Source organism: Streptomyces sp. NPDC006368 (assembly GCF_040612535.1).
Lineage (GTDB): Bacteria > Actinomycetota > Actinomycetes > Streptomycetales > Streptomycetaceae > Streptomyces.
Genome location: NZ_JBEXQK010000003.1, coordinates 1 through 12,636, shown reverse-complemented (window position 1 = coordinate 12,636; position 12,636 = coordinate 1). Strand labels below are relative to the sequence as shown.

Below are 12,636 nucleotides of genomic sequence, written 5' to 3'. Positions count from 1 at the left end.
CTACGCCTTGCGGTGTGCGGCGATCGCCTCGTAGACCATGCCGACGAGCAGGTCGTCGGCGTCCCGGCGGCCGAACTCACTCGCGGCCCGGGACATCTCGTACAGCCGGTGCGGGTCGGAGAGCACCGGGAGCACATTGCCCTGGACCCACTCGGGCGTCAGCTCGGCGTCGTCGACCAGCAGGCCGCCGCCCGCCTTGACGACCGGCTGGGCGTTGAGCCGCTGTTCGCCGTTGCCGATCGGCAGCGGGACGTACGCGGCGGGCAGCCCGACGGCGGAGAGTTCGGCGACGGTCATCGCGCCCGCGCGGCAGAGCATCATGTCCGCCGCGGCGTACGCGAGGTCCATCCGGTCCACGTACGGTACCGGGATGTAGGGCGGCATCCCGGGCATGTTGTCGACGTGCGGCAGTTCGTTCTTCGGTCCGACCGCGTGCAGGATCTGGATACCGGAGCGCTGGAGCACCGGGGCGGTCTGCTGGATCACCTCGTTGAGGCGGCGGGCGCCCTGCGAGCCGCCGGAGACCAGCAGCGTCGGCAGGTTCGGGTCGAGGCCGAAGGCCGCGCGCGCCTCCGGGCGGACCCGGGCGCGGTCGAGGGTGGCGATGGTGTGCCGCAGCGGGATGCCGATGTAGCGGGCGTTGCGCAGTTTGCTGTCGGGGGTGGCGACGCCGACCCCGGCCGCGTACCGCGAACCGATCTTGTTGGCGAGGCCGGGGCGCGCGTTGGCCTCATGGACGACGATCGGTACGCCGAGCCGTTTGGCCGCCAGGTAGCCGGGCAGCGCCACGTAGCCGCCGAAGCCGACGACGCAGTCGGCCTTCGTGCGCTCCAGGATCTGCTCGGCGGCCTTGATCGTGCCGCGCAGCCGCCCGGGGACGGTGATCAGCTCCGGCGTGGGCTTGCGGGGCAGTGGGACGGCGGGGATGAGCGCCAGCTCGTAGCCCCGCTCGGGTACGAGACGGGTCTCCAGGCCCCGCTCCGTGCCGAGGGCCGTGATCCCCACGGTCGGGTCCTGCCTGCGCAGGGCGTCCGCGAGGGCGAGCGCGGGCTCGATGTGGCCGGCGGTCCCCCCACCGGCGAGTACGACATGCACCGAAATTCACCGCTCTCCGGACGGACGCTTCTTGACGCGCCGTCGCATCGTCTTCCAACTCATCCCGGACCCCTTGCCCAAAACGGGCTGGCGCATGGCCAGGGCCGCTTTCGCCGCGGGCTCCTCCCGCGCGAAGGCGATCAGCAGTCCGATGGCGAACATGGTCGGCAGCAGGGCGGAGCCTCCGTAGGAGAACAGCGGGAGCGGGACTCCGGCGATCGGCAGCAGACCGAGCACCGCACCGATGTTGACCACGGCCTGAGCCGTGATCCAGGTGGTCACGCCTCCCGCGGCATACCTCACGAAGGGGTCCTCCGTGCGTCCGGCCACGCGGATACCCGCATAGCCTAGAGCCGCGAACAGGGCGAGCACCGACAGCGTCCCCGCCAGTCCCAGTTCCTCCCCGGTGATGGCGAAGATGAAGTCGGTGTGCGGTTCGGGGAGTTGGCCCCATTTTTCCACACTGGCGCCGAGCCCGGATCCGAACCATCCGCCCGACGCCAGAGCATAGATGCCGTGCACCGCCTGCCAGCACGAGTCCCCCGGTCCGGGCTCGGTGGCGCCGATGCAGGCGAGCCGCGACATCCGGGTCGGGCTGGTCCTGATGAGCGTCACGCCGATCGCTGCGGCCACGGTCAGCACGCCCACGAACATCCGGGTCGGCGCGCCGGCCAGCCACAGCAGGCCGAAGAGGATCGCGGTGAGGATGATCGCCGTGCCCATGTCGCCGCCGAGCATGATCAGCCCGAGGAGCAGGAAGGCCACCGGGACGAGCGGCACCAGCATGTGCTTCCACTGGGTCAGCAGCCGCTTGTCCTGTTTGCGGGCGAGCAGATCGGCGCCCCACAGGATCAGGGCCAGCTTGCCGAACTCGCTGGGCTGCAGCTGGAAGGGGCCGCCCAGATAGATCCAGTTCTGGTTGCCGTTGACGGCGTGCCCTATCCCCGGGATCTGGACGAGCACCATGAGGAAGACCGTGCCCACGAGCAGCGGGTAGGCCAGCGCCCGGTGCAGATTGGCGGGGACGCGGGAGGCGAACAGCAGCAGGGCGGTGCCGATGGCCGCCGCCACGAACTGTTTGCGGAAGAAGTACGTGTCGGACAGCGACAGCTCCAGCGCCTTGATCTGCGACGCGGAGTAGACCATGACGAGGCCGAGGACGGTGATCAGCAGGCTGGCGCCGAGGATCACGTAGTACGCGGTGAGGGGGCGGTCCCAGGCGCGGCGCGCCCGCTCGTACAGCCCCCGCGCGCCGCTGCCGCGCGGGGGGCGCGGGGCGGGGACGCGGCGGAGACGGCTCCCCCTGCGGACGGCGGGGGGCCGGCGCAGTCCGGCGGTCCTGCCGCGCAGGGCGAGGCCCGCGCGGCGCGGTGCGTGCGTGCCCGGTGTGTACGTGCCCGGCGTGTACGCGGCGGTGTACTGGGCCCGCATGGTCGCCGTCCCCTCCAGTCGCTCCAGTCGTGCCCGGCACCACCGGACCCGGTCGCTGGTCAGGCGCGCCCGGCGGCGAGCGCGCGGACCGCGTCCGCGAACGCCTCGCCCCGCTTGTTGTAGTTGGCGAACATGTCCATCGAGGCGCAGGCCGGGGCCAGCAGAACCGTATCCCCTGGCCGTGCCAGCCCTGCCGCCTCCTGGACCGCCGCCGACATCGCCCCAGTGTCGGCCCGGTCGAGGTCGACGACGGGTACCTCGGGGGCGTGTCGCGCGAGGGCTTCGCGGATCAGGGCCCGGTCGGCGCCGATCAGGACGACCCCGCGCAGGCGCTTCGCCGACTTCTCGACCAGCTCGTCGAAGGTCGCGCCCTTGGCGAGGCCTCCGGCGATCCACACGATGGGGTCGTACGCCGCCAGCGACGCCTCCGCCGCGTGCGTGTTGGTGGCCTTGGAGTCGTCGACGTAGGTGACGCCGTCGATCTCCTCGACGTGCTCGATGCGGTGCGGGTCGGGCCGGAAGGCGCGCAGGCCGTCGCGTACGGCCTTCGGCTCGACGCCGAAGGCGCGGGCGAGGGCGGCGGCGGCGAGGGCGTTGGCGATGTTGTGCGGGGCCGGCGGGTTCACGTCGGAGACCTGGGCGAGCTCCTGGGCCTGCTTCTGCCGGTTCCCGACGAACGCCCGGTCCACCAGGAGGTCGTCCACGACGCCCACCTGCGAGGGGCCCGGTGTGCCGAGGGTGAAGCCGATCGCGCGGCAGCCCTCCTCGACGTCCGCCTCGCGCACCAGGTGCTCGGTGGCGGGGTCCTGGACGTTGTAGACGCAGGCGACCTGGTTGCCCTCGTAGATACGGCCCTTGTCGGCCGCGTACGCCTCCATGGAGCCGTGCCAGTCGAGGTGGTCGGGCGCCAGGTTCAGTACGGCGGCGGAGTGGGCGCGCACGGACGGCGACCAGTGCAGCTGGTAGCTGGACAGCTCGACGGCGAGGACGTCGTACGTCTCCTCGCCGAGCACCGCGTCGAGGAGGGAGACGCCGATGTTGCCGACGGCGGCCGTCTTCAGGCCGGCCGCCTCCAGGATGGAGGCGAGCATCCGTACGGTCGTGGTCTTGCCGTTGGTTCCGGTGACCGCCAGCCAGGGCGCCGCGTCCGGGCCGCGCAGGCGCCACGCCAGCTCGACGTCGCCCCAGACGGGGACGCCCGCCTCGGCGGCTGCGGTGAACAGCGGTTTGTCGGGCGCCCAGCCGGGGGTGGTGACGACCAGGTCGGTGCCCGCCGGCAGGGTGGCGCCGTCGCCGAGGCGGACGGTGATCCCTTCCGCCTCCAGCCGCGCGGCCTGTGTACGGGAGCGCTCGTCGTCGCCGTCGTTCACGACCGTGACGCGCGCGCCGAGGCCGTGCAGGACGCGGGCGGCGGGGATGCCGCTCACGCCCATACCGGCGACGGTGACGTTCCTGCCCTGCCAGGTGGTACTCACTTGTCGGCTGCCCATCCCGCGTAGAAGAGGCCCAGACCCACGATGACGCACATGCCCTGAATGATCCAGAACCGGACCACGACCAGCACTTCGGACCAGCCCTTGAGCTCGAAGTGGTGCTGGAGGGGGGCCATCCGGAAGACCCGCTTGCCGGTCATCTTGAAGGAGCCCACCTGGATGACCACGGACATGGTGATCAGGACGAAGAGGCCGCCCAGGAGGGCCAGCAGCAGCTCCGTGCGGGAGCAGATGGCCAGGCCCGCCAGCGCGCCGCCGAGGGCGAGCGAGCCGGTGTCCCCCATGAAGATCTTCGCGGGTGAGGTGTTCCACCACAGGAAGCCGAAGCAGGCGCCCATGAGGGCGGACGCGACGACGGCGAGGTCGAGCGGGTCGCGCACCTCGAAGCAGGCGTTCGGATTGGTCAGGGTCGTCGCGTTCGCGCACGACTCCTGGAACTGCCACAGCCCGATGAAGGTGTACGCGCCGAAGACCATCACCGACGCGCCGGTGGCCAGGCCGTCCAGACCGTCCGTCAGGTTCACGCCGTTCGACATCGCCAGGATCATGAACAGCGCCCAGACCACGAACAGCACCGGGCCGATGGACCAGCCGAAGTCGGTGATGAAGGAGAGCCGGGTCGACGCCGGCGTCTGGCCCCGGACGTCGGCGAACTGCAGGGCCAGGACCGCGAAGGCGATACCGACGATCAGCTGCCCGGCCATCTTCGCCTTGGCGCGCAGACCGAGCGACCGCTGCTTGACGATCTTGATGTAGTCGTCGAGGAAGCCGACGAGCCCCATGCCGGCCATCAGGAACAGCACCAGCACACCCGAGTAGGTCGGGTCCTCACCGGTGATGACCTTGGCGAGGGCGTACGCGATGAGCGTGGCCAGGATGAAGGAGATGCCGCCCATGGTGGGCGTGCCCTTCTTGCTGCCGTGGGTGCGCGGCCCGTCGTCCCGGATGAACTGCCCGTATCCCTTGCGGGCCAGGAGTTTGATCAGCAGCGGGGTACCGATGAGGGTGAGGAAGAGCCCGATGGCCCCCGCGAAGAGGATCTGCCTCATCGGCCGGCGACCTCGCCCTCGGTGCTGTTCTCGAGCAGTGCCTGGGCGACCCGCTCAAGCCCGACCGACCTGGAAGCCTTCACCAGCACGACGTCTCCCGGGCGCAGCTCACTGCGCAACAGGTCGATCGCCGCCTGCGCGTCGGACACGTGCACCGACTCCTCACCCCACGAACCCTCGTTATATGCGCCCAGTTGCAGCCAGGACGCTTCCCTGCCCCCGACTGCGACGAGCTTGCTGACGTTGAGCCGGACGGCGAGCCGTCCGACCGCGTCGTGCTCGGCGAGTGACTCGTCGCCCAGCTCGGCCATCTGGCCGAGCACCGCCCACGTACGGCGCCCCTTGCCCATGGCCACGAGCGCGCGCAGGGCGGCTCGCATGGACTCGGGGTTGGCGTTGTAGGCGTCGTTGACGATCGTCACACCGTCCGGACGCTCGGTGACCTCCATGCGCCAGCGGGAGAGGGTGCCCGCCTCGGAGAGCGCGGTGGCGATCTCGTCGACGGACATGCCCAGCTCATGGGCGACGGCGGCCGCGGCGAGCGCGTTCGACACGTGGTGCTCACCGTACAGGCGCAAGGTCACGTCGCTGCACCCGGTGGGTGTGTGAAGCCTGAAAGAGGGCTGTCCGGTCCCTGTGAGACGGACATTCTCGGCGCGTACGTGGGCGTCGTCGGCCTCACCGAAGAGCGTCACGCGCGCGTGGGTGCGGTTTTCCATGGCCCGTACGAGCGGGTCGTCCGCGTTCAGCACGGCCACACCGCCCTTGTCGGCGGCGGGCAGCGCCTCGACGAGTTCGCCCTTCGCCTGCGCGATCTGCTCCCGGCCGCCGAACTCGCCGATGTGGGCGGTGCCCACGTTCAGGACGAGGCCGATCCTGGGCGGGGTCAGTTCGGTGAGGTAGCGGATATGGCCGATTCCGCGCGCTCCCATTTCCAGGACGAGGTGCTCGGTGGCCTCGGTGGCGGTCAGCGCGGTGAGGGGCAGACCGATCTCGTTGTTGAGGGAACCGGGTGTCCAGACGGTGGGGGCTTTGCGCTGGAGCACCTGGGCGATCAGGTCCTTGGTGCTGGTCTTGCCGGCCGAGCCGGTCAGCGCGACGACCTGGGTGCCCAGGCGTTCGACGACCGTACGGGCGAGGGCGCCGAGGGCCCACTGGACGTCGTCGACGACGATGGCGGGCACGCCGACCCGGCGGGTCGCCAGAACGGCCACCGCACCCGCGTCCACGGCGCGCAGCGCGTAGTCGTGGCCGTCGACGTTCTCGCCGGCGAACGCGGCGAAGAGGGAGCCGGGCTCGACCTTGCGGGAGTCGATGACGACGGGGCCGGTGACCCGGGTGGCCGGATCCGGTATGTCGTACGACTGCCCGCCGACGATTTCGGCGATCTCGGCGAGGGAGAGGGCGATCACTACTTCATCCCTGACTGTTCTCGGGTCGATTGGCGCGATCCGCCACGATGGCTTCACGCAGGACCGTGCGGTCGTCGAAGGGGCGTACGACCCCCGCGATGTCCTGGCCCTGCTCGTGGCCCTTGCCGGCGACGAGCACGGTGTCGCCGGGCCTGGCACGCGCCACGGCGGAGGCGATGGCGGCGGCCCGGTCCTCGAACACGACGACCTCGCCGCGCTCGTGGACCGGCACCTCGGCGGCGCCTGCGAGCATCGCGGCGAGGATCGCGAGCGGGTCCTCGGAGCGGGGGTTGTCGGAGGTCAGTACGGCGGTGTCGGCGAGGCGTGCGGCGGCGGCGCCCATCGGGCCGCGCTTGGTGACGTCCCGGTCGCCGCCGCAGCCGAGCACGACGTGCAGTTTGCCCTCGGTGACCTTGCGCAGCGCGCGCAGGACCGATTCGACGGCGTCCGTCTTGTGGGCGTAGTCGACGACCGCGAGGTACGGCTGGCCCTCGTCGACGCGCTCCAGGCGGCCCGGCACGCCGGGAACGACGGCGACACCGTCCGCGGCGGTCTGCGGGTCGACACCGGCGACGGCGAGGGCGACCACGGCGGCGAGGGTGTTGGCGACGTTGAACGGGCCTGCCAGGGGCGCCTTGGCGCTCACGCGCTCACCCTGGGGGCCCACGATCGTGAACGTGCTGCCCAGGGCGCCGATTTCGACGGACTCGGCGCGCCAGTCGGCGTCCGGGTGCCCCTCGGCGGAGAAGGTGACCACGGGGACGGAGGCCTCCTTGGTCAGCCTCCTTCCGTACTCGTCGTCGAAGTTGACCACTCCCTGACGGCTGCGGCGCGGCGTGAACAGCTGCGCCTTGGCCTGGAAGTAGTCCTCCATGCCGGAGTGGAACTCCATGTGCTCCGGGCTGAGGTTGTTGAAGACGGCGACGTCGAAGACGCAGCCGTCGACCCGGCCGAGCACGAGGGCGTGGCTGGAGACCTCCATGGCGACCGACTCGACGCCGCGCTCGCCCATCAGCGCGAACAGGGCCTGGAGGTCGGTGGCTTCGGGGGTGGTGCGTTCGGACTTGATGCGCTCGTCGCCGATGCGCATCTCGACGGTGCCGATCAGGCCGGTGCGGTGTCCCGCCGCCCTGAGGCCGCCCTCGACGAGGTAGGCCGTGGTGGTCTTCCCGGAGGTGCCGGTGATGCCGATCCGGAGCAGGGCGTCACCCGGCCGTCCGTAGATCTCCGCGGCGAGCTCGCCCATCCGGCCGCGCGGGTCGTCGGTGACGAGGACCGGCAGGCCGGTCGCGGCGGCGCGCTCGGCGCCCGACGGGTCGGTGAGGATCGCGGCGGCGCCGAGGTCGGCGGCCTGGCCGGCGAAGTCGGCGCCGTGGAGACGGGCACCCGGCAGCGCGGCGTACACGTCCCCCGGGCGTACCGCCCGGGAGTCGTGGGTGATCCCGGTCACCTCCCCGCTGCCGGGCGTCTGGATGTCCAGCCGCGCGGCCAGCTCGCCCAGGGGTGTGGGGCGGACCTGGGCCGGACGGGGCGCTCCCGGGTGTTTCGCGGGGGCGTCCTTCGGGGTGGTTCGGGACTGATCAGCGTGTGGCACGGCGGTGAGCGTACCGGGCGTACCCGTGATCGGGCCAAAAGAGGGCGCCGGTGGAGCGTGGGTACCGGAGCGGTTCCCGGGATCGGGGGTGGTGGTGGTCACTGGGGGCTCCCGTCGGCTTACTCACCGGGTTTGAAGGTGACCGGCATACGGGGGGCTTCCTTGCCGGTCGGGGGCACTTGCAGGGTCTTCAGGGCGAATTCCATGACCTTCTTGTAGATCGGGCCGCAGATCTGGCCACCGAAGTAGCTGCCCTGGGTGGGGTTCTGGATGGCGCAGTAGACGGTGACGCGGGGGTTGTCGGCGGGCGCGAAGCCGGCGAAGGATGCGGTGTAGCCCTTGTAGCGGCCGAGTTCGGGGTCGACGCGGTTGGCGGTACCGGTCTTGCCCGCGACGCGGTAGCCGGGGATGGCGGCCTTGGTGCCGGTGCCCTCCTCGTCGCCGACGACCGACTCCATCATCGCGGCGAGCGTCCTGGCGGTCTTCTCGCTGACGACCCGGGTCTTCTTGGGGGCGGGCGCCGGGGTGAACCGGCCGTCCGGCCCCCTGGTGCCGCGCACCAGGGTCGGCTCGACGCGCACGCCGCCGTTGGCGATGGTCGAGTAGACCGACGCCGCCTGCATGGCGTTGACCGACAGGCCCTGGCCGAAGGGGATCGTGTACTGCTGCGAGGTGGACCAGTCCCGGGGCTCGGCGAGGATGCCGGACGTCTCCCCGGGGTAGCCGAGGCCGGTCGGGCGGCCGATGCCGAACTTGCGCAGGTACGAGTGGAGGACCCGGTTCGCCTCGGCCTGTGTGGCGCCGAGCTGGCCGGTGGCCAGGATGGTGCCGATGTTGCTGGACTTGGCGAGGACGCCGTTGAGTGTCAGGTACCAGGTGGGGTGGTCGATGTCGTCCTTGAAGAGCCGGTCGCCGCGGTGGAGCCGGTTGGGGACGACGACATGGGTGGAGGGCGTGGCGACGCCCTCCTCCAGGACGGCGGCCATCGACATGACCTTGCTGGTGGAGCCGGGCTCGTACGCGTCCTGGAGGGCGGCGTTGCCCATGGCGGCGGCGTCGGCCTCGGCGAGGTTGTTCGGGTCGAAGCCGGGGGCGTTCGCCATGGCCAGCACCTCGCCGGTCCTGGTGTCCTGCACTATCACGTAGCCGCGGTCGGCCTTGGACTCGGTGACCTGCTCGGTGATGGCCTGCTGGGCGGCCCACTGGATGTCGCGGTCGATGGTCAGCTCGATGTCGGAGCCGGGGACGGCGGGCGTCTCACGGGCGCCCGCGGTGGGCACCCTCCGGCCGCCGGACTGGGCGTAGGTGATCTCGCCGTCCTTGCCGGCCAGCTCCTCGTCGAGCATGGACTCCAGGCCGCCGCCGCCGTGGCCGTCGGCCCTGACGTATCCCAGTATCCCGGCGGCGAGGGTGCCGTTGGGGTACACGCGTGTGCTGCTGGGTTCGTTGAAGATGCCGGCGAGGACGCTGACGCCGGTGCCGCCCTTGGCCCTCTCGGAGCGGGCCTTCTCGGCGAACACGTTCTTCAGGTCCTTGATCTGGTTCCAGACCTGCGGGGTCTGCCGGCGGGCCAGCAGCGCGTAGCGCGACTTGGGGGCCTTGAGCTTCTTGACGAGCTCGGCCGGGTCCTTGCCGAGGATGGGCGCGAGGAGGGCGGCGGCCTGTTCGGGGGCGTCGGGGGCCTTGCTCTCCTCGGGCGTGAACATCTTCGGGTCGGCGGTGATGTCGTACGCGTCGACGCTGGCGGCCAGCGCGATGCCGGCGCGGTCGGTGATCTCGCCGCGCTCGGCGGTGAGCTTGTGGCTGAGGTAGCGGTTCTTCTCGGCCTTGGCGGCGTACGCGTCGGCGTTGACCGCCTGGACCTGGAGCAGCCGTACGACGAACGCCAGCATCACGAGGGTCAGGCCGAGGCTGACCAGCCGCAGCCGTGGCCGGTGGCTCGCGAGCCGGATGCGGCGGGGCTGCGCCCGGGCCGGTCCCCGGCCGGGCGCCTTGGTCGCTGGGCGCGGGCGGCGCTGGGCGGGGCGTGCGGGGGCCGGCACGCGCCGGCGCGGGGGCTGCGTCGGGGGCACTGCGTCACCTGCCGGGGCTCGTGGAGGCGGGCGGCTCCGCGGGTGGGGGCGTCGCCTTGCTGGGCACGCCCCGGACGGTGCCGTCGGGTGAGAGGAAGACGGGGCTGCCGCCGGGCACCATGCCGAGCTCCCTGGCCCGGCGCTCCAGGGCGTCGGGGGCGGAGTAGTCGTCGACGTCCCGCTGGAGCTCCTGCTCCTCGTCGGTGAGTTCGGTGGTCCTCTTCTTGAGCTCGCTCAGCTTGAAGGAGCCCTCGTTGAGGGAGGAGTTGAGCAGGAGGAGGGTGATCAGCCCGCCGCCGAGGAGCAGCACGACCAGCAGGACGAAGGGGGTGCGAGCCGCGGTACTGGGCCCGGACGGCATGAGCCGCGCCAGCCGCGCGGCCCGTCCCTTCAGGGGTCCTGCTTTCGTCACCTGTCCTCCCCGTTCGCTTCTCCGCCGGCTGTGGGGCTGCCACCCGCCGGGCGCCGGGCGGGCGGGGGTGCGGGAATCGTCGCTCGCGCGGTGGCCCCGGGCGCGGGAGGCGCGCCCGGCGGCCCGGCGGATTCCCGGGTGGCGCTCATCAACCGTCCTCCCTGATCCGTTCCGCGGCCCGGAACCTGGCCGGCGCGGCGCGGCGGTTCTCGGCGACCTCTTCGTCGGTGGGGAGCTCCGCGCCGCGCGTCAGCAGTCTCAGGCGCGGCTGGTACCGCTCCGGTACGACGGGCAGGCCGGGCGGGGCGGTGATGGCGGCGCCCGCCGCGAAGACCTGCTTGACCAGCCGGTCCTCCAGCGAGTGGTACGACAGCACGGCGATCCGGCCGCCGACCGCGAGGGCCTTCACCGCGGCCGGGATGGCCCGCTCGAGGACGGCCAGTTCGCCGTTGACCTCGATGCGCAGGGCCTGGAAGGTCCGCTTGGCCGGGTTGCCGCCGGTGCGCTTGGCGGCCTGGGGCAGCGCGTCGCGGATCAGCTCGACGAGCCGGGCGCTGTTGGTGAACGGTTCCTTGGCGCGTTCCCGGACGACCGCCGCCACGATCCGCTTGGCCTGCTTCTCCTCGCCGTACTGGCGCAGGATGCGCACCAGCTCGCCGGGGGCGTAGGTGTTGAGGACCTCGGCCGCGCTGATGCCGGTCGTCTGGTCCATGCGCATGTCGAGGGGGGCGTCCTGGGCGTACGCGAAGCCCCGGTCGGCCTCGTCGAGCTGCATGGAGGAGACGCCGAGGTCGAACAGGACGCCCTGGACGCGCGGGACGGAGAGCCGTTCCAGTACGGCGGGGAGCTCGTCGTACACGGCGTGGACGAGGGTGGCGCGGTCGCCGAACCTCGCGAGCCGCTCGCCGGACAGCCGCAGCGCCTCCCTGTCCCGGTCGAGGCCGATCAGCCGCGCCTGGGGGAAGCGGGTGAGGAGCGCCTCGCTGTGTCCGCCGAGGCCGAGGGTGCAGTCGACGACCACCGGCCCCCTGCCTCCGGTAGGGGGGACCCCACCCGGCTGCTCCAGAGCCGGGGCCAGCATGTCCAGACACCGCTGGAGCATCACCGGGACGTGTCGGGTCTCGCTCATGCGCCCTCTCAGATCCGGCGCGGCCGTACGTACGTACCGCCGGGTCCCGGCGCCGGAAAGGACGTCGGCCGACCGGCGAGCGGAAGGAGGCCGAGCCGTACGCACCGCCGCACACGCGGGGAGAAACGGCGGAATTCGTTGTGATTCGCTCATTGTCTCCGTGAACTTCGCGTCACTTTAGTCCACTCCCCCGCCCGGTCAATCAACCGGCCAGTCGCGTCGTACGGGCCGTCCGCGCGAGGTGGGCGATCGAGAGCACCTCACCCGTACGGGGCATCCCCTGCCCCTGTGGGTTAGATCACAACAAGACACGTTGAGGCCCTTTGTCCGCTCTCACAGCACGTCTCAGCGACCCGTGACCATTAACGTCTGTGCCATGTCGACTTCCACGCACTCTCCGACCAGTGACGTCCGCACCGGCAGTACGGTCACCGACCGTCTCGTCGAGGCGAACACGCGATACGCCGCCGAGTTCAAGGACCCCGGCATGGACGCGCGTCCTGTGCAGCAGCTCGCCGTCGTTGCCTGCATGGACGCCCGGCTCGACCTGCACGCCGCGCTCGGCCTGGAGCTGGGTGACTGCCACACCATCCGCAACGCGGGCGGCGTGGTCACCGATGACGTGATCCGCTCGCTCACCATCAGCCAGCGGGCGCTGGGCACCCGCAGCGTGATGCTGGTGCACCACACGGGCTGCGGCCTGGAGTCCCTCACCGAGGAGTTCCGGCAGGACCTGGAGGACGAGGTGGGGCAGCGGCCGACCTGGGCCGTCGAGTCGTTCCGCGACGTGGACCAGGACGTACGGCAGTCGATGCGGCGCGTGCGCACGTCGCCGTTCCTGCTGCACACCGACGACGTGCGGGGCTTCGTGTTCGACGTCCGCACCGGCCTGCTGCGGGAGATCGACCCGGCTGCCTGACCGTTTCCCGGCCGGCGCCACGTCCGTGGC

The 12,636-nt window shown here is 71.6% G+C and carries 9 protein-coding genes and 1 pseudogene; 1 reads left to right on the top strand and 9 read right to left on the bottom strand.

Annotated elements, in window-relative coordinates; translation table 11 throughout:
• The 9 genes and pseudogenes from murG to rsmH all read right to left on the bottom strand — a co-directional run bounded on the left by murG (window position 1) and on the right by rsmH (window position 11,687).
• On the bottom strand, window positions 1–1,095 hold the full coding sequence (gene murG / locus ABZZ38_RS03610; protein WP_356735317.1) for an undecaprenyldiphospho-muramoylpentapeptide beta-N-acetylglucosaminyltransferase: 1,095 nt from the start codon (window positions 1,093–1,095) through the stop codon (window positions 1–3).
• Window positions 1,096–1,101: 6 nt separating this feature from the next.
• The gene (gene ftsW, locus ABZZ38_RS03605) at window positions 1,102–2,526 is read right to left on the bottom strand and encodes a putative lipid II flippase FtsW (protein WP_356735315.1); all 1,425 of its coding nucleotides are present in this window, start codon (window positions 2,524–2,526) and stop codon (window positions 1,102–1,104) included.
• 59 nt (window positions 2,527–2,585) lie between these two features.
• Window positions 2,586–4,016 (bottom strand): UDP-N-acetylmuramoyl-L-alanine--D-glutamate ligase, encoded by a 1,431-nt coding sequence (gene murD, locus ABZZ38_RS03600; protein WP_356735313.1) that lies wholly within the window; start codon window positions 4,014–4,016, stop codon window positions 2,586–2,588.
• Window positions 3,998–5,068, bottom strand: a complete 1,071-nt coding sequence (gene mraY / locus ABZZ38_RS03595; RefSeq protein ID WP_356735311.1) for a phospho-N-acetylmuramoyl-pentapeptide-transferase — start codon at window positions 5,066–5,068, stop codon at window positions 3,998–4,000. The genes murD and mraY overlap by 19 nt, the downstream gene beginning before the upstream one ends.
• On the bottom strand, window positions 5,065–6,480 hold the full coding sequence (murF, locus tag ABZZ38_RS03590) for a UDP-N-acetylmuramoyl-tripeptide--D-alanyl-D-alanine ligase (RefSeq protein WP_356735309.1): 1,416 nt from the start codon (window positions 6,478–6,480) through the stop codon (window positions 5,065–5,067). Before murF ends, mraY begins: the two co-directional genes overlap by 4 nt.
• Window positions 6,481–6,484: 4 nt before the next feature.
• On the bottom strand, window positions 6,485–8,176 hold the full coding sequence (locus ABZZ38_RS03585) for a UDP-N-acetylmuramoyl-L-alanyl-D-glutamate--2,6-diaminopimelate ligase (RefSeq protein ID WP_356735307.1): 1,692 nt from the start codon (window positions 8,174–8,176) through the stop codon (window positions 6,485–6,487).
• A 17-nt stretch (window positions 8,177–8,193) separates the two neighbouring features.
• Window positions 8,194–10,146, bottom strand: a complete 1,953-nt coding sequence (locus ABZZ38_RS03580; RefSeq protein ID WP_356735305.1) for a penicillin-binding protein 2 — start codon at window positions 10,144–10,146, stop codon at window positions 8,194–8,196.
• A 40-nt stretch (window positions 10,147–10,186) separates the two neighbouring features.
• Window positions 10,187–10,507: pseudogene (locus tag ABZZ38_RS03575) on the bottom strand (septum formation initiator family protein); the annotation flags it as partial.
• A gap of 199 nt (window positions 10,508–10,706) precedes the next feature.
• Window positions 10,707–11,687 carry a 16S rRNA (cytosine(1402)-N(4))-methyltransferase RsmH gene (rsmH, locus tag ABZZ38_RS03570; protein WP_356735303.1) on the bottom strand — a complete coding sequence of 327 codons (981 nt, stop codon included), beginning with the start codon at window positions 11,685–11,687 and terminating at the stop codon, window positions 10,707–10,709.
• Between the two features lie 376 nt (window positions 11,688–12,063).
• Here rsmH and ABZZ38_RS03565 point away from each other — a divergent pair, with 376 nt between their 5' ends.
• Entirely contained in the window at window positions 12,064–12,606 is a 543-nt protein-coding gene (locus ABZZ38_RS03565) for a carbonic anhydrase (RefSeq protein WP_356735301.1), read from the top strand.
• Window positions 12,607–12,636: the final 30 nt, after the last annotated feature.

What these genes read in the sequence shown, in the direction of transcription:
- ftsW (WP_356735315.1), bottom strand. Translation starts at nt 2,526, where the DNA reads ATGCGGGCCCAGTACACCGCCGCGTACACGCCGGGCACGTACACACCG.
- murD (WP_356735313.1), bottom strand. Translation starts at nt 4,016, where the DNA reads ATGGGCAGCCGACAAGTGAGTACCACCTGGCAGGGCAGGAACGTCACC.
- mraY (WP_356735311.1), bottom strand. Translation starts at nt 5,068, where the DNA reads ATGAGGCAGATCCTCTTCGCGGGGGCCATCGGGCTCTTCCTCACCCTC.
- rsmH (WP_356735303.1), bottom strand. Translation starts at nt 11,687, where the DNA reads ATGAGCGAGACCCGACACGTCCCGGTGATGCTCCAGCGGTGTCTGGAC.
- ABZZ38_RS03565 (WP_356735301.1), top strand. Translation starts at nt 12,064, where the DNA reads ATGTCGACTTCCACGCACTCTCCGACCAGTGACGTCCGCACCGGCAGT.